The 21,974-nt window shown below is 68.6% G+C and carries 21 protein-coding genes and 4 tRNA genes; 6 read left to right on the top strand and 19 right to left on the bottom strand.

Annotated elements, in window-relative coordinates:
- Window positions 1-88 precede the first annotated feature (88 nt).
- The 9 genes from VF557_04620 to VF557_04580 all read right to left on the bottom strand — a co-directional run bounded on the left by VF557_04620 (window position 89) and on the right by VF557_04580 (window position 8,873).
- A complete protein-coding gene (locus VF557_04620; GenBank protein HEX8079469.1) occupies window positions 89-2,626 on the bottom strand; it encodes a CHAT domain-containing tetratricopeptide repeat protein in 2,538 nt (845 codons plus the stop codon).
- A 119-nt stretch (window positions 2,627-2,745) separates the two neighbouring features.
- Entirely contained in the window at window positions 2,746-4,452 is a 1,707-nt protein-coding gene (locus VF557_04615; protein ID HEX8079468.1) for a S8/S53 family peptidase, read from the bottom strand.
- An 88-nt stretch (window positions 4,453-4,540) separates the two neighbouring features.
- Window positions 4,541-5,047 carry a hypothetical protein gene (locus tag VF557_04610; protein HEX8079467.1) on the bottom strand — a complete coding sequence of 169 codons (507 nt, stop codon included), beginning with the start codon at window positions 5,045-5,047 and terminating at the stop codon, window positions 4,541-4,543.
- On the bottom strand, window positions 5,044-5,913 hold the full coding sequence (locus VF557_04605) for a sigma-70 family RNA polymerase sigma factor (protein ID HEX8079466.1): 870 nt from the start codon (window positions 5,911-5,913) through the stop codon (window positions 5,044-5,046). Before VF557_04605 ends, VF557_04610 begins: the two co-directional genes overlap by 4 nt.
- A gap of 210 nt (window positions 5,914-6,123) precedes the next feature.
- Complete coding sequence (rplA, locus tag VF557_04600; GenBank protein ID HEX8079465.1) at window positions 6,124-6,843, bottom strand: 50S ribosomal protein L1; 720 nt, start codon at window positions 6,841-6,843, stop codon at window positions 6,124-6,126.
- Window positions 6,844-6,997: 154 nt separating this feature from the next.
- Window positions 6,998-7,432 (bottom strand): 50S ribosomal protein L11, encoded by a 435-nt coding sequence (gene rplK, locus VF557_04595; protein ID HEX8079464.1) that lies wholly within the window; start codon window positions 7,430-7,432, stop codon window positions 6,998-7,000.
- A gap of 51 nt (window positions 7,433-7,483) precedes the next feature.
- Window positions 7,484-8,071, bottom strand: coding sequence for a transcription termination/antitermination protein NusG (nusG, locus tag VF557_04590; protein HEX8079463.1), 588 nt, complete (start codon window positions 8,069-8,071; stop codon window positions 7,484-7,486).
- Between the two features lie 387 nt (window positions 8,072-8,458).
- Window positions 8,459-8,737 (bottom strand): preprotein translocase subunit SecE, encoded by a 279-nt coding sequence (gene secE, locus VF557_04585; GenBank protein HEX8079462.1) that lies wholly within the window; start codon window positions 8,735-8,737, stop codon window positions 8,459-8,461.
- 63 nt (window positions 8,738-8,800) lie between these two features.
- A tRNA-Trp gene (locus VF557_04580) sits at window positions 8,801-8,873 on the bottom strand.
- A 208-nt stretch (window positions 8,874-9,081) separates the two neighbouring features.
- On the opposite strand from VF557_04580, the gene VF557_04575 reads away from it, so the two are divergent.
- Window positions 9,082-10,281 carry a pyridoxal phosphate-dependent aminotransferase gene (locus VF557_04575; GenBank protein HEX8079461.1) on the top strand — a complete coding sequence of 400 codons (1,200 nt, stop codon included), beginning with the start codon at window positions 9,082-9,084 and terminating at the stop codon, window positions 10,279-10,281.
- 82 nt (window positions 10,282-10,363) lie between these two features.
- Here the strand turns inward: VF557_04575 and VF557_04570 are convergent, their stop codons facing one another.
- The 7 genes from VF557_04570 to VF557_04540 form a co-directional block, all read right to left on the bottom strand.
- Window positions 10,364-10,678, bottom strand: a complete 315-nt coding sequence (locus tag VF557_04570) for a GNAT family N-acetyltransferase (protein HEX8079460.1) — start codon at window positions 10,676-10,678, stop codon at window positions 10,364-10,366.
- 31 nt (window positions 10,679-10,709) lie between these two features.
- Window positions 10,710-11,135 (bottom strand): MaoC/PaaZ C-terminal domain-containing protein, encoded by a 426-nt coding sequence (locus tag VF557_04565; protein ID HEX8079459.1) that lies wholly within the window; start codon window positions 11,133-11,135, stop codon window positions 10,710-10,712.
- Window positions 11,132-11,587: a MaoC family dehydratase N-terminal domain-containing protein gene (locus VF557_04560; protein ID HEX8079458.1), complete on the bottom strand. Its 456-nt coding sequence runs from the start codon at window positions 11,585-11,587 to the stop codon at window positions 11,132-11,134. Before VF557_04560 ends, VF557_04565 begins: the two co-directional genes overlap by 4 nt.
- Window positions 11,588-11,733: 146 nt before the next feature.
- Window positions 11,734-11,898 carry a 50S ribosomal protein L33 gene (gene rpmG, locus VF557_04555; GenBank protein HEX8079457.1) on the bottom strand — a complete coding sequence of 55 codons (165 nt, stop codon included), beginning with the start codon at window positions 11,896-11,898 and terminating at the stop codon, window positions 11,734-11,736.
- A gap of 39 nt (window positions 11,899-11,937) precedes the next feature.
- Window positions 11,938-12,011: transfer RNA gene (locus VF557_04550), tRNA-Met, on the bottom strand.
- A gap of 44 nt (window positions 12,012-12,055) precedes the next feature.
- Window positions 12,056-12,128, bottom strand: a tRNA-Thr gene (locus VF557_04545).
- Window positions 12,129-12,505: 377 nt separating this feature from the next.
- A tRNA-Tyr gene (locus VF557_04540) sits at window positions 12,506-12,587 on the bottom strand.
- Window positions 12,588-12,848: 261 nt separating this feature from the next.
- On the opposite strand from VF557_04540, the gene VF557_04535 reads away from it, so the two are divergent.
- Together VF557_04535 and rfbA are read left to right on the top strand one after the other, a co-directional pair.
- Window positions 12,849-13,340 carry a YajQ family cyclic di-GMP-binding protein gene (locus VF557_04535; GenBank protein ID HEX8079456.1) on the top strand — a complete coding sequence of 164 codons (492 nt, stop codon included), beginning with the start codon at window positions 12,849-12,851 and terminating at the stop codon, window positions 13,338-13,340.
- Window positions 13,341-13,354: 14 nt separating this feature from the next.
- A complete protein-coding gene (gene rfbA / locus VF557_04530) occupies window positions 13,355-14,260 on the top strand; it encodes a glucose-1-phosphate thymidylyltransferase RfbA (GenBank protein ID HEX8079455.1) in 906 nt (301 codons plus the stop codon).
- Window positions 14,261-14,334: 74 nt separating this feature from the next.
- On the opposite strand, the gene VF557_04525 is transcribed toward rfbA, so the two are convergent.
- Window positions 14,335-14,763, bottom strand: coding sequence for a hypothetical protein (locus tag VF557_04525; protein HEX8079454.1), 429 nt, complete (start codon window positions 14,761-14,763; stop codon window positions 14,335-14,337).
- Window positions 14,764-15,534: 771 nt separating this feature from the next.
- Here VF557_04525 and VF557_04520 point away from each other — a divergent pair.
- From VF557_04520 to rarD, 3 genes are read left to right on the top strand one after another with little or no spacing between them, the layout of a single operon-like run.
- Window positions 15,535-17,388, top strand: a complete 1,854-nt coding sequence (locus tag VF557_04520) for a 2-oxoacid:acceptor oxidoreductase subunit alpha (GenBank protein ID HEX8079453.1) — start codon at window positions 15,535-15,537, stop codon at window positions 17,386-17,388.
- Window positions 17,381-18,412, top strand: a complete 1,032-nt coding sequence (locus VF557_04515) for a 2-oxoacid:ferredoxin oxidoreductase subunit beta (protein HEX8079452.1) — start codon at window positions 17,381-17,383, stop codon at window positions 18,410-18,412. Before VF557_04520 ends, VF557_04515 begins: the two co-directional genes overlap by 8 nt.
- A 3-nt stretch (window positions 18,413-18,415) precedes the next feature.
- The gene (gene rarD, locus VF557_04510) at window positions 18,416-19,333 is read left to right on the top strand and encodes an EamA family transporter RarD (GenBank protein ID HEX8079451.1); all 918 of its coding nucleotides are present in this window, start codon (window positions 18,416-18,418) and stop codon (window positions 19,331-19,333) included.
- 10 nt (window positions 19,334-19,343) lie between these two features.
- Here rarD and VF557_04505 read toward each other — a convergent pair whose 3' ends face one another.
- Together VF557_04505 and VF557_04500 are read right to left on the bottom strand one after the other, a co-directional pair.
- Window positions 19,344-20,642, bottom strand: a complete 1,299-nt coding sequence (locus VF557_04505; GenBank protein HEX8079450.1) for a hypothetical protein — start codon at window positions 20,640-20,642, stop codon at window positions 19,344-19,346.
- 326 nt (window positions 20,643-20,968) lie between these two features.
- Entirely contained in the window at window positions 20,969-21,931 is a 963-nt protein-coding gene (locus tag VF557_04500) for an acyl-ACP desaturase (GenBank protein ID HEX8079449.1), read from the bottom strand.
- Window positions 21,932-21,974 lie beyond the last annotated feature (43 nt).

The following is a 21,974-nucleotide window of genomic DNA, read 5'->3' as shown; positions in this document are numbered from 1 at the left end:
CGCACGCGACAACCAGCGGTCTTCGGGTGGTTCGGGATTGATATTACGGACAACCGGGGCCCCCGACCAAATCCGGCGGCCAACCGCCTCACCAGGTCGAGCCGAAGCAGACGAACGGCGCCGGTGTGCTGGACGCGGCGCAGGCGTCGGCCAGCGCCGAGGCCGAGTCGGCGCCGGCGGCCAGCGCCGCGTGATAGCCGGTCATCACCTCGGCCGCCACATCGTCGGGCACCCGGGCGACTCCCGAGATCACCGACCGGGTGCCCAGCCGCAGCAGCACGCTGGTCAACCCGAGCGCCTCGTCACCGGGCCGGATGGTCGCCTGACCGAGCTCGCAGGCCGCCAGCACCACATGCTCGGCCGCCCGGCTGGTGTGGTCGAGCTCGTAGGCGAACAGCGGGCCGTCGACCAGCCGGATCAACGAGAACAGCGGGTTCTCGGCATGGTGCTGACCGTGCGCGGCCACATGCACCAAGGTCGCCGAGGCCAGCGCGGACACCAGCTCGTCACGGCCGCCTTCGGAGCCGGCCAGCACCCGCGACCCCGGCCACAACTTGCCGATCGCGACCACCTCCTGCTCGGAGTGGGCCAGATCCGGCCCGGCCACCGCGACCACCGGCCCGGCGCCTCGCCCGGGCCGGTTGGCTGCCAACCAGGCCGTCGCCGAGGGCGCCACCACGACCGGGCGGCCCTTCATCGGCGCCAGGTTGGTCCACGGCAACGCTGCCAGAACCCCGGTCGGCACGATCACCAGCCGGTCCTCCGGCAGCGCCAGCGGGGTCAGCAGCAGATCCGAAAGCCTGGCCAGCGACCGGTTCAACGTCGCGCAGACCGAGGCGAGCATCGCCCGCGGCAGGTAACCCTGAGCCAGGACGTCAAGGTCGGCGCGCACCCGGCGAACCATCTCCGACACCGTCACGCTGCTGCCGATCGGCACGATTCGGGACCGGCCCCGGGCGAGCACGACCGCGTGCAGCTGGCCACCGACGTCGAAGTAGCACGCCAGCCCTGCCCCGGCGCGGCCCAGCTCCGCCTCGATCTGGCCCAGCGAGGCCGGACTCGGGGCGCTTCCCGAGCCCGCCGCCTGCCAGGAGCGGGCTCGCAGGGCTCGCTGCAGCTCGGCGATCCGGCGCCGCTGCGCGCTGACCTGCTCGGCGGCCGCGGCGTCGGATTGGATCGAGCGCAACCCCTCGACCACGCGCCGCAGCTCGGCCAGCTGTTCAGCCGCCACCGGATCCGAGGGCGCGCTGACTCCGGGCAGCCGGCTCGAGGTCGCACGGCCGCGCTCGATCGCGGCCAGCACCCCGGCCGCCTTGCCCTCGGCCAGCGCCATCGACAGGTCCAGCTCGGCGAGTTGGCGGCCATGCACAGCGCTGGCGGTCTGCAAGTCGATGCTGCCGAACTGGGCCTGGTGGTTGGCGAGTTCGGCCAGGCCGGTGCGGATCTCACGCCGAGCGGTGGCGGCGTCCCGCGCGGCGATGGACAGCCGGGCTCGCACCAGCCTGGTGTGCAGCCGCGCCGAGACCGGGTCAGCAGCTCGGATCGGGCCCGCCTGGGCAGCCACCGTGCGGGCCTGCTCGGTCCGGCCGGCGCGCAGCAGGGCCTCGGCCGCGATCAACTGGCTGGTCCGGGCCTGGGTCTCCAGGCCGGCGCCGCGAAACTCAGCCGCCAGCCGCAGCGCCGGTCCGACCAGCCGGCCACCGGGCCGGCCGGCCGCCAGGTCGGCATGCAGCAGCACCAGCTCGGCATCGCGTCGCCACCGGTCATTGGCACGCCGGCGGAACCGGTCCCGGGCGGTGGCCGCCAGCCTGCGAGCCGCCGCGATCTCACCGTCCAGCAAGGCGCACTCGGCCCGGGCCAGCTCCACCTCGCCCAGTTCCTTGCTCAGCCGGTCGGTCCGGAACAGCGCCGCCGCCTCGATCAGCGAGTCGTCGGACTCACGGTGCAGGCCGGCCTCCAGCAGCACCCGGGCCCGGTCCAGCAGCGCGACCGCGAGGGAGACCTCGGCGTTGATGGCTTGGGCCTCGTCCATGGATTTCAGCGCCATCGCCAGGTTGCCGGCCAGGAACTCCAGGTAGCCCAGGTTGTGCCGGGCCTTGAACTCCTCGACCCGCAGGCCGTGCCGGGCGGCCAGCTCCGCCGACCGGCTCAGGTCCTGCCGGGCCGCGCCCAACTGGCCGCGGTAGAGCTGCAGGCTGCCGCGGTTGAGCAGGATGTTGCTGGCATGGGCCGGCTCGGCGTGATCGATCAGGGCGACCGCCGAGTCCAGGTGCTCCAGGCCGGCCTCGAAGTGCCCGGCCCGCACGCGGATGTAGCCGTTCTGCAGATGCAGCAGGGCACTGAGGTCCAGATGCCGGGCCAGGTCGACCAGGCGCTCGGCCTCGGCCAGGGCGGCCAGGCCGCGTTCGACGCCGTAGAGCTCGGACTCGCTCATGGCCAGGCTGATCCAGATCCGGGCGGCGACCAGCTGGGCCTCGCTGTCGGCGTCCTGGCCCAGCACCGGCAACGACAGGGCTCGCCGGAACAGCCGGATGGCGCGCAGCGGGTGGCCGGCGTTGTTGTGCTCGACGCCCAGCGCGTGCAGCCGTTTGGCTTCGGCCAGATCCGCGCTGCCGATGCGGATCATTGCCTGACCCTACCCACTCAGCACTCGGCCACCTACCCCAGTGGGCGGGCCGGCACCCCTGACAGCCGGCTGCCGGATCGCCGCCCGGAGGTTGGGTCGCAGGCCATCGGCCGCAAGCCTCAGTGCGCGGGCACCGGCTGGCTGTCGGGCACCTCGCTGGGCGCGGGAGGACGCTTGACGTCGGTCAGCGCCTCCAGCGCGTTCCAGCCCCGATCCAGCATCGTGGCCGGGTCCGAGGTGTCCAGGCCCTTGGAGTCCCACAGGAACTTGGCCAACTCGGCGGCCAGGATCGGCGCCGCGAACGAGGTGCCGCTCCAGGTGGAGAAGCCGCCGTAGAAGTTGTCCGGGTCGATGGTGGAGCGCGGGCCGCTTCCGTGGGGGTGGATGGCGGCGACCGGCTGCAGCGAGCCGTTGAACGTGGTCGGCATGGTGCTCACCAGGGCCGCGCCCTGGCGGTGGCAGCACACCCAGTCGCCGGCGTTGCTGAACAGCGCGACCGTGCGCAGGTCCGGATTGAGCGCGCCGACGCTGATCACCGGCAGCACGTCGCGTTCGACCGGGTTCCACTGGCCGTTGGCGTGCGGCGCGAACCCGGCCGGGTAGAAGTGCCGGGGAGTCGCGTCATTGCCGGCTGCCGCGACGACCGCGACGCCGAGCTCACCGAGCGCGCGAAGCGTCTCGATCAGCAGCTGGTCGTAGGCGAAGTCGGCCGGCAGCTCGTGGTAGTAACCCAGCGACAGCGAGATCACGTCGACCAACCAGCTCGGCTTGTCCAGTGCCAGAGCCAGCGCCTGGCGCAGCAGCAGCCGGTTCAACGCCTCCAGCAGGTCGCCCTCGGGCACCGCGCCGTCGCCGTACATCACCCGGATGGCCAGGATGTTGGCGTCCGGGCAGATCTGGCGGATCAGCCCCGCGATGAAGGTGCCGTGACCGGCATCCGGATCCAGGGTGCCTTCCAGAGGGTTGTCCAGATAACCGCTGACCTCCGGGTCGGTCGCCGGATCGGTCTGGCCGATCGGCAGGCTTCCGATGTGGGGATGGCGCTTGACGATCGAGGCCGGCAACCAGGGGTGCTTACCGACGCCGGTGTCGAGCACCGCCACCACCGGCCGCCGGCAGGGCTTGTCGGCCGAAGGGCACCGGGTGGGCGGCGCGCCCATCCAGGTGACCGGAGCCCGGCCACCGTGCCCCGGGATTCCGTACTGCGAGCTGATGCCGACACTGCCACCGCCCATGTAGGGCACCCCGTCGGTGCTTCCGCCACCCATGTAGGGAACCCCACCGGTGCTTCCGCCACCCATGTACGGCACGCCGGAGATGCCGGCGGAGCGGTCGGTCGCGGTGAGCAGGTGATCCAGGCTCACCTGGTTCGCGGCCGGGCTGTCCGGCCCGACGATGGCCCGGTAACTCTGCAGCACCTGCCAGGAGTCCGGCGGCGCGGCCGGCTTGTCACTGGCCGGCTCCAGCCGGACCCGGGTGGCCAGCACCCGCAGGGCCAGGTCCTGAAGGCCGGCCTGGCGGGCCAGGCCGAGCAGTTTGGCGTCGGCCTGGTCGAAGACCAACCGCAGGTTGGACTCCGAGGCGGCCTGGTTCAGGGCGGGCAACACCTCGGCATCGAGCTTGACCGAACGCACCAGCAGCCGCGAGCCGACGTAGACGGTCGGGCGGATCGACGGCTGACCGGGCAGCCGGACAGCGCTGGCCGGATCGAGCACCCGGCCGCCGTGCTTGTTGAGGACCTCTGGCGGCGGGTTGAGGCTCGGCTCCCGGCGCCGGCGTCTGGGCTTCGCCGCGGCGAAATCGTCAGGGGGCTGGGCTGAACTCATCTGATCCCCGATTTTGTGCTCATCGCGAAGGTCGCTGTTTGACCTGGTCAGGCGTCTGGGTGGCTGGCTCGTCTCGCCGGGCGGCGGGTCAGATCTCCACGGCCGGCGTCATCACCGGCGGGTGGGCGCCAGGATCGGCGGCGTTCACCACGAACCGGGTCAGGCCGTGCGCGACGTCCTCGAACACGAACCGGCCGTCGGCGTCGGCTGACGCCCGCCGGGTCAGCGTGCCCTGGTGCAGCTCGACGACGGCCTCGGCGGCGGGGGCGATCCAGCCGTCGATCCGCACCCGGTCGGGCCCGTCCGGGCTGATCGCGACCATGGTGGTGAGGCTGTCGCTGGTGAAGGTGAGGGTGTTGACCGCGCTGGCCTGCTCGCCGCGGTAGGCCAGCGCGGGCTCGGGCATCAGCTGCAGCTCGGCCAGCTCGGCGTTGAGCGCGTCCAGGGTGATGCTGAACTGCAGCCGGTCCACCAGATCCGAGGGAACCGGATCGACCAGGTCGTACAGGTCGGCCAGCATCGACAGCACGAGCGCGTCCGTGGCGTCGAGCGGTTCGCCGGCCAGGTGGTCGGCAGGAATCTCGGAGGTGTTCATCGCAGCTCCCAACGAGCATCGGCGGCCAGAGCGGCGCGCAGCTTCGCAAGGCACCGGCCCCGGGTCGGGCCGATACTTCCAATGGGCATGCCCAGCGAGTGGGCCAATTCTGGGTAATCGGGACGGTCGGCGAAGGCGATCACCCGCAGCAGCGTCCGGCAGCGTTCGGAGAGCGTGGCCACATGGGACCAGAGCAGCTCCTGCGAGACACCGCGCAGCACCACGTTTTCAGGCAGCTCGCCGTCCGGGGTCCGGATGGCGTCCTCATCGATCTCGTACGGCACCTGCCGGGACTGCCCCCGCATCACCCGCCAGGCCTCTCGACGGGCTGCGACGATCAGCCATTGCAGTACCGCCCGAGGATCTGAGATCGACTCGGCACTGCGGACCAACGCCAGCCAGGTGGTCTGCAGCACGTCCTCGGCCGACTCCTTGTCCAACCGCTGGGCGCGCACGGTATGCCACAGGATCGGGGTCAGCATCGACACCAGCTCACCCATCACCTCAGGCTGGCCGTCGCGATAGCGCCGGAACACCTCGCCCGCACGACTGGCCAGTGTTTCCTGTTCAGCTTCGGCATTGATCATGGTTGCCACACCCGTCGTCACACTCCCGCCGTCGCGTTGTTTGCCACTGCGGTTCCCCTCAAAGCAGCCTAAGACCTTCTCACCATGTGACCTAAGACCTTTCTTCGCAATGACAAGGAGATAGCCGCGGCTCCCTTGATACATGGCGAGGATGTGTCCGCTACGGGCGTTAGATACCGCTGCGCCCCGGTCGCCGACAGCAATCAGCGCGACCGACAGCAATAGGCGCGAGCGAGGTATCAACGGCGGCAACGGCGCCTCTGCACTGGTGAGGATCACCGCGGACGCCGGCCCGGGTGAGCACCCATCCGGGCCGGCCAAGCAGCAGCACCTTCCTCACAGCGGCCGTGGACCAGCGACGGGGGGGCTGGTCCCCGGTTGGGCCTGCGATTCCCGACGCAGGCAAGCGAAAGGGGCGGGCCTTATGTGCCCGCCCCTTCTGCTGTCTGTCCGGCGTCTTGCCTACCGTCCCTGCGACTCCGCCCAGGATCAGGCCTGGGTGGCGTCCTCCAGCAGGTTGCGGGTGCGCAGCGTGTCCACCGGGATGCCAGGACCCATGGTGGTCGAGAACACCACCTTCTTCAGGTACTTGCCCTTTGCCGAGGCGGGCTTGGCACGCAGCACCTCGTCCAGCGCGGCGCCGTAGTTCTCCACGAGCTTCTCCGCGGAGAAGGACGCCTTGCCGATGATCAGGTGCAGGTTGGACTGCTTGTCCACCCGGAAGGTGATCTTGCCGCCCTTGATGTCGGTGACGGCCTTGGCGACGTCCGGGGTGACCGTGCCCGTCTTCGGGTTGGGCATCAGGCCACGGGGGCCGAGGATCCGGGCGATCCGGCCGACCTTGGCCATCTGGTCCGGGGTGGCGATCGCGGCGTCGAAGTCGAGGTAGCCGTCGGTGATCTCCTGGATCAGGTCGTCACTGCCGACCTTGTCGGCTCCGGCGGCCCGAGCGGCTTCGGCCTGGGCGCCGGTGGCGAACACGATCACCCGGGCGGTCTTGCCGGTGCCGTGCGGCAGGCTCACGGTGCCGCGGACCATCTGGTCAGCCTTGCGGGGGTCGACTCCCAGCCGCATCGCCACCTCGACGGTCGCGTCGAACTTCGTGGGTGAGCTCTCGATGGCGACCTTGGCGGCCTCCAGCGGGCTGTAGATCTTGCTGGTGTCGACCAGCTTGGCGGCATCTTGGTATGCCTTACTGCGCTTTGCCATGCGGTAACTCCTTGAATTCGCGTGGTCTGACGGACGCCGGCGGTCGGCGCCCTCCCACTAGGTGGTGCGGTACTGCGGTCGTGCTGAACTGCGGTCTTGCTGTGGCGCGGTGAAGCTGAACTGCGGTGAAGCAGTGTTGCCGGGGTGGCAACGCCTAGTCCGAGACGGTGATTCCCATCGACCGGGCGGTGCCGGCGATGATCTTCGACGCCTGGTCCAGGTCGTTGGCGTTGAGGTCTTCCATCTTGGTCTGAGCGATCTCACGGACCTGGGCCATGCTGACCTTGGCGACCTTGGTCTTGTGCGGCTCGCCCGATCCCTTCTCGACACCAGCGGCCTGCAGCAGCAACCGGGCGGCCGGCGGGGTCTTGGTGACGAAGGTGAACGAGCGGTCCTCGTACACCGAGATCTCGACGGGCACGACCTGACCGCGCTGGGCTTCGGTCGCGGCGTTGTAGGCCTTGCAGAACTCCATGATGTTCACGCCGTGCTGACCGAGCGCGGGACCCACCGGCGGCGCCGGGTTGGCCAGGCCGGCCTTGATCTGCAGCTTGATGACCGCGGTGAGCTTCTTCTTCTTGGGAGGCATTTCGTCGTCTCTTCTTGTGAGGGGCGGGATGTGCGGGTCGGTCGGTGGCGCTTAGATCTTGGAGACCTGGCTGAAGGACAGCTCGACCGGAGTCTCGCGGCCGAAGATCGAGACCAGCACCTTGAGCTTGGCGTGCAGCGCGTCGATCTCGTTGATGGTGGCCGGCAGGGTGGCGAACGGGCCGTCCATGACGGTCACCGACTCGCCGATCTCGAAGTCGACCACCTCAGCCGGAGCCGAGCCGGAGCCGTCCACGGCGCCGGCCGAACCGGACTTGCCGGCAGTGCCGGACTTCTGCACCGTGGGCGCGAGGATCTTGATGACCTCGTCCATCGACAGCGGCGACGGCTTGGAGGTGGCGCCGACGAAGCCGGTCACGCCCGGGGTGTTGCGCACCGCCCCCCACGAGTCGTCGGTGAGATCCATGCGCACCAGGATGTAGCCGGGAAAGACCTTGCGGTTGACCTGCTGGCGCTTGCCGTTCTTGATCTCGACGACCTCTTCGGTGGGGACCTCCACCTGGAAGATGTAGTCCTCCATGTCCAGCGAGGAGATCCGGCTTTCCAGGTTGGTCTTCACCTTGTTCTCATACCCGGCGTAGGAGTGCACCACGAACCAGTCACCCGGCGCGCGGCGCAGCTCGGCGCGCAGCTCTTCGACCGGGTCCAGCGGCGCCGGCTCGGCGTCCTCACCGGTCCCGCCCGGCTCCTCGGCGCTCGCGGCGACGTCCGGCTGATCGGAGCCCAGGCTCAATTCGGCGGCCGCCCGGGCCCAGGCGTCGTCGGCGCGCTCTTCGGCGGCCTCGTTGTACTTGTCCTCGGCGCTGATCCCGTAGACCTGGTCCTCGACGTCGAGAACAGGCAGGACGGCCTCGGCATCCGGAGCGGCGTTCAGCTCGGCGGCGCTGCCGTCAGCCGCCGCGTCGTCCGCGGCGTTGTTGTGAAACTCGGTCACAGGCTCTCTTCCTTGCTGTCGCGTGGTGCGGGTGTCTCGCGGGGTCCCGGCAGGCCGCCGGGACCGGGCCGGCTAGCCGAAGATCGCGAGCACTGCCTTGGTAAGTCCGAAGTCGAGCAGCGCCACGATGGTCGTCAGGACCACCACGAAGATCATGACCACGATGGTGTAGGTGATCATCTCTTTGCGGGAGGGCCAGAGCACCTTGCGCATCTCGGACACGGTCTCGCGGGTACGCCGCTGCAGCGCCCGGATCAGCGTCGGCAACCAGCGCCACAAGATGCTCAGACCCCGGCCGGAGCCCGGATCGGGGCGCGACGACGGGGCGGGTGCCGCCTGTGTCTCAGTCACCGGTTTCTCCTCTCGGGCGCCGCTGGTGCTCACCTGAGGTGAACGCAGACGGCGCTGATCGCGCAGGGGCGGCAGGACTCGAACCTGCAACCGCCGGTTTTGGAGACCGGTGCTCTACCAATTGAGCCACGCCCCTTTGACCGACCAGCCAGGCTGTTCTGCCAAAGTGAACCCACTCGCCACCGTGTGAACCGGCGCGACGCCGCCTAAGCAACTTCGATCCGCGCACGCTTACGCACGGCCCGACATGGACCCGGAGAGCCAGTGTAAAGGGTCCTACCGCTGCGGCCAAAAGCCGCTCGCCCCGGCACCGGCCGGCGCGGGCATCTGGGACCATGACACCCATGGGCATCCGCATCTCAGATCGCATCTCAGCCATCGCTGAGTCTGCCACCCTGGCCGTCGACGCCAAGGCCAAGGCATTGAAGGCCGCCGGCCGCCCGGTGATCGGCTTCGGCGCCGGCGAACCGGACTTCGCCACCCCCGACTACATCGTGCAGGCGGCCCGCGAAGCCGCCCAGCAGTCCCGCTACCACCGCTACACCCCGGTCGCCGGGCTGCCGGAGCTGCGGACGGCGGTAGCGGCCAAGACCCTGCGCGACTCCGGTTACTCCGTCGAGGCGTCCCAGGTCCTGATCACCAACGGAGGCAAGCAGGCGGTGTACAACACCTTCGCCACGCTGCTGGACCCCGGTGACGAGGTGCTGCTGGTCGCCCCCTACTGGACGACCTACCCCGAGGCCGTCAGGCTGGCCGGCGGCGTGCCGGTCGAGGTGCAGACCGACGAGACCACCGGCTACCTGGCCAGCGTCGACCAGCTGGAGGCGGCCCGCACCGAACGCACCAAGGTGCTGCTGTTCGTCTCCCCGTCCAACCCCTCCGGCGCGGTCTACCCGGGCGAGCAGGTGGCCGCGATCGGCTCCTGGGCGGCCGAGCACGGCCTGTGGGTGGTGACCGACGAGATCTATGAGCACCTGGTCTACGGCGAGCACCGCAACGTCTCGATCGCCACCGCCACCCCCGACCTGGCCGACCGGGTGGTGGTGCTCAACGGCGTCGCCAAGACCTACGCCATGACCGGTTGGCGGGTCGGCTGGCTGATCGGGCCCCCGGACGTGGTCAAGGCGGCCTCGAACCTGCAGTCACACGCCACCTCGAACGTCTCCAACGTCGCCCAGGTGGCGGCTCTGGCCGCGGTCAGCGGTGACCTGTCCGCGGTCGCCGAGATGCGCACGGCCTTCGATCGCCGCCGGCAGACGATCCTCGACATGCTGCGGGCCATCGACGGCGTCGTGTGCCCCACTCCGGGGGGCGCCTTCTACGCCTACCCCCAGGTCAAGGGCCTGCTCGGCCGGTCCCTGCGCGGCCGGACGGCCACCACCTCGGCCGAACTGGCCACCCTGATCCTCGACGAGGTGGAGGTGGCCGTGGTACCGGGCGAGGCGTTCGGCACGCCGGGTTACCTGCGGCTGTCCTACGCCCTGGGCGACGCGGACCTGGCCGAGGGCATCGGTCGGATCCAGAAGCTGGTGGCTGACAGCTGAAGCTGTTGCTGACAACTGATGGCTGACAGTTGACACCTGATGACTGACAGCTGGTTGGCCGTGACTGACAGCTGAGCCGCTGTCAGGCCTGGCTGACCAGGTCGGCGTACTCCGGGTTCTTGCGGATGTAGGCGGCGACGAACGGGCAGGCAGGCTCGACTCGCAGGCCTTGGGCCCGGATGTCGTCCAGGCTGTAGCGCACCAGCTGGCTGGCCAGGCCCCGGCCGCCGAACTCCGGCGAGGTCTCGGTGTGCGGGATGACCACCACGTCCCCGCGCCGGAAGAAGTCGGCCAGGCCCACCCGGCGTCCGCCCAGCCAGATCTCATAGCGTTCGGCGTCGTCGTTCCTGCTCAGCCTGACGTCCTCGCCGGCCTCGGAACCGTTCTCAGTGCTCATGCCGTCACCTCGCGATCGTGCCGGGTGGTCATCAGGACGCCAGCCGGACCCGGACCCGCGCCTTGGTCAGGACCGTCTGACCTGGCACCGAGGCGGTCAGCTGGATCTCGGCGGTCTGGTCCGAGGAGTCCATCGAGCGCACCACCCCGGTGACCTCGAGCGGGGTGGGCGCATCCGCTGTCACCACCACCGGCTTGCTGAATCGGACCTTGTAATCCAGCACCGCGCCTGGGTCGCCGAGCCAGTCGGTCACCACCCGGACTGCTGTCGCCATTGTCAGCATCCCGTGCGCGATGACGTCGGGCAGCCCGACCGCGACCGCGGTCTGCTGGTTCCAGTGGATCGGGTTGAAGTCGCCGGACGCGCCCGCGTAACGGATCAAGTTGACCCGCTCCAGGGGAAAGGTCTGCGCGGGCAGCTGGGTGCCGACCGACACGTCGGCGAAGCGGACGCTCATGCCTGCGCCGCCGTGCCACGGGCCACCAGGGTCGAGTAGGCGGTGACGACCAGCTCGCCGTCCACCGTGGAGATGTCGCCCCGGGTGGTGATCAGGTCGTTGCCGGCCGCGACCCGGACCGACTCCACCCGCACTCTCACTTGCAGCACGTCGCCTGCCTGAACCGGCCGGGTGTAGCTGAATCGCTGCTCGCCGTGCACCACCTTGGAGTAGTCGAGTCCGAACTCCGGATCGGCGATCACCTGCGAGGCCGCCCGCATCGACATGACGATGGGAAAGGTCGGCGGAGCGATCACGTCGGAGTACCCGAGCGCCTTCGCGGCTGCCTGGTCCCGGTACACCGGGTTCTCGTCTCCGATCGCGTCGGCGAACTCGCGGATCTTCTCGCGGGCGACCTCGTAGGGCCGGGTGGGCGGGTATACCCGGCCCTCGAATGACTGATCCAGCGGCATACCCGCACGCTATCTCACCCCGGCGCGGGCCAGAGCGCCCGCCTTTGCCCTGACCGCTCGGGGGCACACGCCGGGACCGGCGGGGAGCCAAACGCCGACTGGCGCCGTCCCTGCCGGGGCGGCGCCAGTCGGAGAGGTGCGGAGGCCTACCGGGTTTCGCGGTGGGCGGTGTGCTTGCCGCAGTTGGGGCAGAACTTCTTCAGATCCAGCCGGTCGGGATCGTTGCGGCGGTTCTTCTTGGTGATGTAGTTGCGATGCTTGCACTCCTGGCATGCCAAGGTGATCTTCGGTCGGACATCGGTGGCTGCCACTGTCGTGCCTTTCGGTAGAAGGTCCTGCGATCTGTTCGGTAGCGAGGGCCGGACTTGAACCGGCGACACAGCGATTATGAGCCGCTTGCTCTACCAGGCTGAGCTACCCCGCCCTGTGCTGCCAGAGGCCTCGTCAGCGAGTGTTCCGGCGAACCAGAGCCCCCTTACGGAATCGAACCGTAGACCTTCTCCTTACCATGGAGACGCTCTGCCGACTGAGCTAAGGGGGCCAGACACTGGCGCCGAAAACAGGCCGACCCGCATGCTGAACGGACTGCCTCCAACGCCGGGTGAACTCTACCCGACCTCGCAGCCGATCTCTAAATTGGCCGGACGGTGCGGCTGCGGGCATGGAAAAGCCCTGGTGATCGCACGGGGGAACGACCACCAGGGCATGCTAAGTATGAACCCTAAGTAGTCGGTTGGCAACCCCCTGCTACGAAATCCGTAGGCAATTTGATCTGGAGGATCCAGCCGAAGCGTCCATGGCCTCGCTGGGGTCCCCAGCCTGCGGGCGGTGTGCACGCCGGACGGGGCTGGATCGGGGCAGGGACGCTAGCCAGGGATAGAAAGGACCCCTCGGCATCACGCCGAGGGGTCCGTTCTGTGGCGGCTGTTGGGTTCGAACCAACGTAGGCTGAGCCGGCAGATTTACAGTCTGCTCCCTTTGGCCACTCGGGCAAACCGCCTTGAATGAGACACCGTGTCAACTGCTACCGCACGCCGGATCGGTGTGGGCGCAAACGAGCGTACACGAGGTCATCGCCCGCTTCAGCCCCCGCCCGCGAGGGCCCGCCCCGGCGAGATCTGCCTGGGTTCAGCCCCGGCGGTGAACGACTTCAGTACGGCCGGCACACCCGCCGCCAGGGCGCTCCGCTACCGTCGCGGTAGCCAGACACAGCTTCACCGCCGCAACTGAAACGCCCATCTCGCTAGGAGCACCGAACGCCATGGCCGATCCATCCTTCGACGTCGTCAGCAAGATCGATCGCCAGGAAGCCGACAACGCCCTCAACCAGGCCGCCAAAGAACTCAGCCAGCGCTTCGACTTCCGGGGCACCAACGCCTCCATCGGGTGGTCGGGCGAGCTCGGCATCATCGTCAAGGCCGACACCGAGGAGCGCGCCGTAGCCGCCCTGGAGGTCTTCAAGGAGAAATTGATCAAGCGCTCGATCTCGCTCAAAGCGCTGGACGCCGGTGAGCCCAAGGTCTCGGGCAAGCAGTACGTGATCACCGGCTCGCTCAAGCAGGGCATCGAGGCCGACGTGGCCAAGAAGATCGCCAAGGCCATCCGGGACGAAGGTCCCAAGGGTGTCCAGGCCCAGATCCAAGGGGACCAGTTGCGGGTGTCGGGCAAGAAACGCGACGACCTGCAGGCCGTCATCGCGCTGCTCAAGGCCGGCGACTACGGCGTGGCGCTGCAGTTCGACAACTACCGGTAACCCCGCCGACCGCGATGAAGGGCATCATTCTCGCCGGCGGTTCGGGCTCGCGCCTGCATCCGATCACCCGTGCGGTCAGCAAGCAGCTGCTGCCGGTCTATGACAAGCCGATGATCTACTACCCGCTGTCGGTCCTGATGCTGGCCGGCATCACCGAGATTCTCGTGATCACGACCCCGCACGACCAGGATCAGTTCATCCGGCTGCTCGGCGACGGCTCGGATTTCGGCATCGAGCTGAGCTATGCGGTGCAACCCGAGCCGGCCGGCCTGGCTCAGGCGTTCCTGATCGGCCGCGAGCATGTCGGCTCGGACAGCGTTGCGCTGGTCCTCGGGGACAACATCTTCTACGGCCACCTGCTCGGGCGCACCCTGGTCGAGGCCGCCCAGCTCACCGTCGGCTGCCGGCTGTTCGGCTACCAGGTCTCGGACCCGCAGCGCTACGGCGTCGCCGAGGCCGACGCCGACGGCCGGCTGATCTCCATCGAGGAGAAGCCGGCCGTGCCGAAGTCGAACCTGGCGGTGACCGGGCTGTACTTCTACGACAACGACGTCCTGGACGCCGCGGCCCAGCTGCGGCCCTCGGCCCGGGGCGAGCTGGAGATCACCGACCTGAACAACCTGTACGTGGCCCAGGGCACCGCCGAGCTCATCGACCTGGGCCGCGGCACCGCCTGGCTGGACACCGGAACCCACGACTCCCTGATCGAAGCCGGCCAGTTCGTCCAGGTTCTCGAGCATCGTCAGGGCGTCCGGATCGCGTGCCTGGAAGAGATCGCGCTGAACCGTGGCTACATCGACGCCCACCAGGCGCTGGCTCTGGGTGAGGCGCTGGCCAAGTCCGGCTACGGCCAGTACGTCATCGACGTGGCACGCCGGGAGCTGGCCCGGGGTCTGAGCAGGGCTGCCGCCGCGAAGTAGGGGCAGTCGGGGGAGCGCGCAGTCAGGCGGAATAGCGCGCAGTCAGACCCGGTGGGCGCAGGGATTACGTGCGGTCAGCTGGCCGCGCTGGCCGGTCCCCCACGCTGGTCGGCCCACCTGAACGAGGCCATCAGCTTCTGGAACCTGCGCAGCAGCTCGTCGCAGTCGCTGCCGGCGGTGAACTCGGCCAGCAAGGCCAGCCGGCCGTCGGGCGCGGGAACCACGTATCGGGCCGAGCCGGCTGCCACATCCATCAGTTCGGCGACCGGGCAGTCGGCGTCGAGCCGGTTCGCTTCGGCCGGTTCGTCCAGCAGCCCGATGCTGAGCACGGCGCTGGCGGGGGCCAGGCGGCTGACGCGGACCACGGCGGTGCTGAGCACCGCCACCACGGGGGCGCCGGCCACCTCTTCGGGCACCGAGCCGTCGTCCGGCGTGGCCACCAGCCACTCGCGGCAGTCCAGCTCGAAGGCCGGCAACTCCAACGCGTGGAGATCGCTGTCCATAACGCCCCCCTTGCTCACGTGCAATTACGCCAACCACCTGCACCGGGTTTAGTTGCCGCGTTGGTAGTACCCGCGACGGCCGGCTTCTAGACATGATTTAGGAAAGTCGTAGCTCAATCTGCTTCAATTCGGACACCGTCCTTGCCAGAAAATACCATCCGGACGGTCTTGAAACCAGAAGTTGGTGGAAGGCTTTTCTGGCCGAGATCCGGGCTGGTCCCGCAGGCCCGCGACGAGCCGAGATTCCACCCTTGTTTTAACCCCAACCGCGAGCCGGAGCGACCTTTAGCGGCTTGCGGAAGCCCCTCGCGCTATCTCGGTCTCAATTTGGTGATATCCCGCTAGACTAGTTGCCACCGAGGTAGCCGCGCTGTATAGAAATGTCTGCAATGTAACTCGATGTTTGTTCCAGTTTTGCTCTACTCGACCAATTGCGTCCGCTAGGTCAGGATCATTCACATGGCCACATAAAGCACCATCTCGGGAAAGCCCGTCGGCCAGCGCCCGCAAAGTGTTCACCAGCTGCGTCAGGTCCTCGAAATCGACCTCAAGGTCAGCCGCCGGGCCGCTCCCCTCTTCCCGTGCTCGCATAGTGAGCAAGGCTAGACAGACGTTTCACCTGAGAGCAGAGTTTTCCACAGCTTGACCAGTCGTGAGCGAGGCCACTCGGACTCAACGTCGCCCCCTCTCTACCATGGAGAGGCAGCGCCTGACGCCGTGCCGGTTTCGGTGACTGTTCATTTCTTAGCGGTATTGGAGGCGGACAGCCGCATGTCCACAAAGGTCCAGCAACTCGATCGAGTAGTCATCCGGATCGCGGGTGACTCGGGTGACGGTATGCAGCTGACCGGCGACCGCTTCACCCAGGAAACGGCGAACTTCGGCAACGACCTGTCCAGCCAGCCGAACTTCCCGGCCGAGATCCGGGCTCCTGCCGGAACGCTGGCCGGTGTCTCGTCCTTCCAACTGCACTTCGCCGACCACGACATCCTGACCCCCGGCGACCGCCCCGACGTGCTGGTGGCGATGAACCCGGCGGCCCTGAAGGCCAACCTCGGCGACCTGCTCAAGGGCGCCACGATCATCGTCGACACCCGTGACTTCACCGAGCGCGCCCTGGCCCGGATCGGCTGGTCCTCCAACCCCCTCACCGACGGCACCCTGGACTCCTTCACGGTGCACGCCCTGGACCTCACCCAGCTGACCCTGGACGCGCTGACCCACACCAGCCTGTCCCGCAAGGACGCCGGCCGTTCCAAGAACATGTACGCCCTGGGCCTGCTGTCCTGGATGTACTCCCGGCCCACCGAGGGCACGCTGCAGTTCCTGCGCGAGAAGTTCGCCAAGAAGCCCGAGATCGCCGAGGCCAACATCGCGGCGTTCAAGGCCGGTTGGAACTACGGCGAGACCACCGAGGCCTTCGGGGTCTCCTACGAGATCAAGCCGGCCCCGCTGGCCGCGGGCAGCTACCGCAACATCGCCGGCAACCTGGCGCTGGCCTACGGGCTGATCGCGGGAGCCCAGCTGAGCAAGCTGCCGCTGTTCCTCGGCGCCTACCCGATCACGCCGGCCTCCGACATCCTGCACGAGCTGTCCAAGCACAAGCGCTTCGGCGTGACCACCTTCCAGGCCGAGGACGAGATCGCCGGCATCGGCGCGGCCCTGGGCGCCTCGTTCGGCGGGGCGCTGGGCGTCACCACCTCCTCCGGGCCTGGTGTGGCGCTCAAGGCCGAGACGATCGGCCTGGCGGTCAGCCTCGAGCTGCCACTGGTGATCGTCGACGTCCAGCGCGGCGGGCCGTCCACCGGCCTGCCGACCAAGACCGAGCAGAGCGACCTGCTGCAGGCGATGTACGGCCGTAACGGCGAGGCCCCGGTCCCGATCGTGGCGCCCCGATCACCGGCGGACTGCTTCGACGCCGCCATCGAGGCGATTCGGATCGCCACCACCTACCGCACCCCGGTGTTCCTGCTCTCCGACGGCTACATCGCCAACGGCTCGGAGCCCTGGCGGTTGCCCGAGCTCGCCGAGCTGCCCGATCTCAGCGTCGACTTCCTGGACCGGCCCAACGGCGAGGCCGGTGAGTTCCTGCCCTACCTGCGCGACCCCGAGACCCTTGCCCGGCCGTGGGCCATTCCGGGCACCCCGGGGCTGGAACACCGGATCGGCGGCATCGAGAAGGCCGACAAGACCGGCAACATCTCCTATGACCCGGACAACCACGACTTCATGGTGCGCACCAGGCAGGCCAAGGTCGACGGCGTCGCCAAGACCATCCCGGCGCTCGAGGTCGATGACGCCACCGGCGGGGCGAAGGTGCTGGTGCTGGGCTGGGGCTCGACCTACGGTCCGATCGGCGCCGCGGTTCGGCGGGTCCGCCGGGCCGGTCACCCGATTGCCCAGGCCCACCTGCGCCACCTCAACCCGTTCCCGGCCAACCTGGGCGAGGTGCTGGCCCGCTACGACAAGGTGGTCATCCCTGAAATGAACATGGGCCAGCTCGCGTTGTTGGTCAGGGGCCGCTATCTGACCGACGTCATCTCGGTGACCCAGGTCCGGGGCATGCCCTTCAGGGCGGCCGAACTCGCCGACATGTTGCAGGGAGTCGTGACCAGCAATGACTGACCTCGGGCTCAAGGCCAAGGACTTCAAGACCGACCAGGAGGTTCGCTGGTGTCCCGGCTGCGGTGACTACGCGGTGCTGGCTGCCGTCCAGGGATTCATGCCGGAGCTGAACATCCCCCGCGAGAACATCGTCTTCATCTCCGGCATCGGGTGCTCCTCCCGCTTCCCGTACTACATGAACACCTACGGCATGCACTCCATCCATGGCCGGGCGCCGGCGATCGCCACCGGCCTGTCGACCAGCCGGCCGGACCTCAAGGTGTTCGTGGTGACCGGTGACGGCGATGCCCTGTCCATCGGCGGCAACCACCTGATCCACTCGCTGCGCCGCAACGTCAACCTGACCATCCTGCTGTTCAACAACCGGATCTACGGCTTGACCAAGGGCCAGTACTCCCCCACCAGCGAGCGCGGCAAGATCACCAAGTCGACGCCGATGGGATCGCTGGACAACCCGTTCAACCCGGTGTCACTGGCGCTGGGCGCCGAGGCCACCTTCGTCGGCCGCACGCTGGACTCCGACCGCAAGCACCTCACCTCGGTGCTGCGGGCCGCCACCGAGCACCAGGGCACCTCGCTGGTCGAGATCTATCAGAACTGCAACATCTTCAACGACGGCGCCTTCGACCTGCTCAAGGACTCCGACACCAAGGGCGAGTGGATCATCGGCCTGGAGCACGGCAAGGAGATCCGGTTCGGCCCGACCGACTCGCCGACGTCCAAGGCCGTGGTACGCGACCCGCTCACCGGTTCCCTGCGCGTCGAGGACGACGTCGCCCCGGGCGACCCGCGGGTCGTGGTGCACGACGCCCACGCCGAGGACCCGTCCTACGCCTTCGCGCTGTCCCGGCTGTCCCAGATCGACTCCCGGTACTCGCCGATGGGCGTCTTCCGTGATGTCACCCGCCCGAGCTATGACCAGTTGCTCAATGACCAGCTTTCGGTGGCCAAGGCCAAGGCGCCCGGTGATGCCGCCGCGCTGACGAGCCTGCTGCGCGGCAGCGACACCTGGACAGTCGGCTAGCGTTTGCGCACCGAGAACCGCAAGGGCCTGGCGTACGGATTCAGCGCGTACCTGCTCTGGGGACTCTTTCCGCTCTACTGGCCGCTGCTGAAGCCGGCCGGCGCCGTAGAGATCCTGGCCCAGCGGATGGTCTGGTCGCTGCTGCTGATCGTCGTGGTGCTGGTCCTGATGCGCAACCTCCCTGCAGTGCGCCTGCTGGTGGCCGATCGGAGGAAGCTGGCGCGGTTGGCGCTGGCGGCCGTCCTGGTATCGGTCAACTGGGGCGTCTACATCTGGGCCGTCAACAGCGGCCACGTGATCGAGACCAGCCTCGGGTACTTCATCAACCCGCTGTTCACCATCATGCTCGGCGTGCTGGTGCTCAAGGAGCGCCTGAGCCGCGCGCAGTGGATCGCTGTCGGGATCGCCACGGTGGCCATCGTGGTGCTCACCGTGGACTACGGCCGGTTGCCGTGGATCGCTCTCACGCTGGCCATCTCATTCGGTTGCTACGGCTTCCTCAAGAAGCAGGTCAGCGCCGGCGCCGTGGAGACCCTGGCCGTCGAGACCGCGGTGATGGCCGGTCCCGCGCTGCTGACCCTGATCGTGCTGGCTGAGCAGTCCGAACTGGCCTTCGGGCACCATGGCCTGCCCCACGCGTTGCTGCTGATCGGCACCGGAGTGGTCACAGCGATTCCGCTGCTGCTGTTCGGGGCCGCCGCCCGGCGGTTGCCGTTGACCTCGATCGGCTTGCTGCAGTACCTGGCGCCGGTGCTGCAGTTCGGGGTCGGGGTGGGCATTCGGCACGAGCCGATGCCACCGGCCCGGCTGGTGGGCTTCGCCCTGGTCTGGGTCGCCCTCGTGGTGCTGACCGTCGACGCCCTGAAGAGGCGGCAGCGCGAAGCCAGACTGGTTCGGTCGGCTCACGCCATCGCAGCCTGATCGACCGGTTCTAGCCGATCCCGCTCTCGTCGAAGCTGCGCCGCCGGGTGCCAAGGATGACCAGGCAGAGCGCGATGAGGCACACCACGATCAGCAGCACCAGCGGGACCAGTCCGACCGAGAGGCCGGCCTGGGCGATCCGCTTGGGAATCGCCAACACCACCTCGCTCGGCTTGCTGACCGAGGGCTTGCTGGCCGGAGGGTTGTTCTGCTGGACCGGCGCTGCCGGGCGGGCGCTCGGCGCGCTGGGCCTGGCTGAGGGCGCGGTGGTCCCGGACCCCTGGCTGGCGCCGCTGCCCTGGCCGCTGCCGGCCTGAATGGGGTTCTGGACGTTGCCCGCCGGCTGGGCGGGAACGACCCGCGCCGGCAGGGCAGGGGTCGGTGCCGGCACGGCGGTGCTCGGCGCCGCCGGACGGGTCGGTAACAAGGCCTGGGCTGCCCGCCTGGCCCTTTCGGCCCGCGCCTGCGCCCGTGCCTGCGCGGCACGCTGGGCCTGCGCGGCACGCTCGGCCTCCGCGCGAAGCTTGGCCGCGGCCTGGGCGGCCGCCAACCGCTCCGCCAGCCTGTTTCCGGCGGGGGTAGTGGATCGGTCGTCCCCGGGCCGCTCTACGAAGCGAGCCGCACCGGCATGCTTTCGCTCGAGGGCTTGCCGGTCACTTTCGAGCTGCTTCTCACGGTCGCGCTGGCTTGCCGGGAGCCGCCCAGCAGCCTGACCGGGCTGGAGCCTGCTCGCTGCCCTGGCCTTGGCCTTGGCCGCTGCCTTGGCCTTGGCCTTGGCCTTGGCCGCAGCGTTGGCCTTGGCCTTGGCCGCAGCGTTGGCCTTGGCTGCCGCCTTGGCCTTCGCCGCCTTGGCCTTCGCTGCCTTAGCCGCCGCGTTGGCCTTGGCCTTCGCTGCCTTGGCCTTGGCTGCCGCCTTGGCCTTCGCCGCCTTGGCCTTCGCCGCCTTGGCCTTGACTGCCTTAGCCTTCGCCGCCTTGGCCTTCGCCGCCTTGGCCTTGACTGCCTTAGCCTTCGCCGCCTTGGCCGCGGCGGCCTTGCGGGCCGCCGCCTGCTTGGCTCGGTTCTGTGATGCCCGTTCCATGGCCTTGGCGGCCCGTTCCTGTGCCACCACTCGGGCCTGGGAGCCGCCCGCTCCGGCGGAGTGGGTGGCCGAGTTGCTCGCCGGCGAGGCGGGCTGGCGCATCGCGGCCGCCTGAGCGGGGACGCCTACCAGCAGTGGGCTCGCCAGAACCAGGACGCAGAACATCGCCGCCATCGTGCGGCCACGTGCGCCACTGGTCCAAGTAGCGAGAAGGATCACGAACACCACCGCGGGATTTTCATAACACTCATATCGGTCATCTTGCGCAGAAGTTGAGGTTGTGCTTACACGGAGTGAACACCGTGTAGCAATGGAACCACACATTAGCGATACGTGGGAAGTTGAAACTTGGGCATTTCCGCCAGCAATTTCCCGAACGGCGGGTTTGCGTTACATAAGGTAGCCATTGGGTCAGCTGTGATTGGCAACGAGGGAGATGGACCCGTTGATCCCCCCATGGCGTTGCTCACATGTGCAGCGCTGCATGCCCATCGGCCGGACCAAGCCCCCGCCCCGGGCGGTCGGATCAGGCGCTGCCGAGGCAGCCCATCTGCTCAGGCGGTGCGCGCGGCGGCCTTCGCCCGGGCACGCTCGCGCTGCTCGACGAACCGGCTCGCCTGCTCGTCCAACTGGGCGACGAACTTCGCCAGCTCCTCACGGGCCTGCTCGCCGGTCGGGCCGAGGCCCTCGCGATCGAAGACGTTCCAGAACTTCAGCACCGGGCTGATCACCGCGTCATGGTGCAGCCGCAGGTCATAGATACCTGCCTTGGCGATGATCACCGAGTTACGCAGAAAGTCGGGCATGTTGGCGCCGGGCATCTGAAAGCCCACCACCTCGTCGCGGACCGCAGCCATCGTCTCATCGGGCGCGATCTCGAAGGCGGCGGCGATCATGTTGCGGTAGAAGATCATGTGCAGGTTCTCGTCCTGCGCGATGCGGGTCAGCAGCTGCTCGGCCAGCGGGCAGCCGGTGGCCTTGCCCGTGTTGCGGTGCGAGACCCGGGTGGCCAGCTCCTGAAAGGACACGTAGGCCACTGCTTGCAGGGCCGTCTTGTCGCCGGAGTCATACCCGGCGACCATGTGCTGCATCCGCAGGCCCTCGAGCTTGACCGGGTCGACCCCGCGGGTCACCACCAGGTAGTCGCGCAACGCGATGCCGTGCCGGCCCTCCTCGGCGGTCCACTGGCCCACCCACTGCCCCCAGGCGCCGTCGCGGCCGAACTGGGTCGCGATCTCGCGGTGGTAGGAGGGCAGGTTGTCCTCGGTCAGCAGGTTCACGATCATCGCGGTCCGGGCAACCGGATCCAGCGGCGATTCCTCGGGCTTCCAGTCCTCGCCCCCGAGGAAGGCAAAGTCACGCCCCTGGCTCCACGGCACGTAGTCATGCGGCATCCAGGGCCGGGCCACCGACAGGTGCCGCTCGAGGTTCTCCTCGACCACCGGCTCCAGCTCGTGCAGCAGGCGCGTCTGAAAGCCGTCGGCACCTGACGGGATCTTGGGCGTTGTCATGGTCATCTACGGCTTCTCCGACGTCCGGACGGCTCATACCTACGCTTAC

Source organism: Jatrophihabitans sp. (assembly GCA_036389035.1).
Lineage (GTDB): Bacteria > Actinomycetota > Actinomycetes > Mycobacteriales > Jatrophihabitantaceae > Jatrophihabitans_A.
This window is presented reverse-complemented; position numbering and strand designations above follow the sequence as displayed.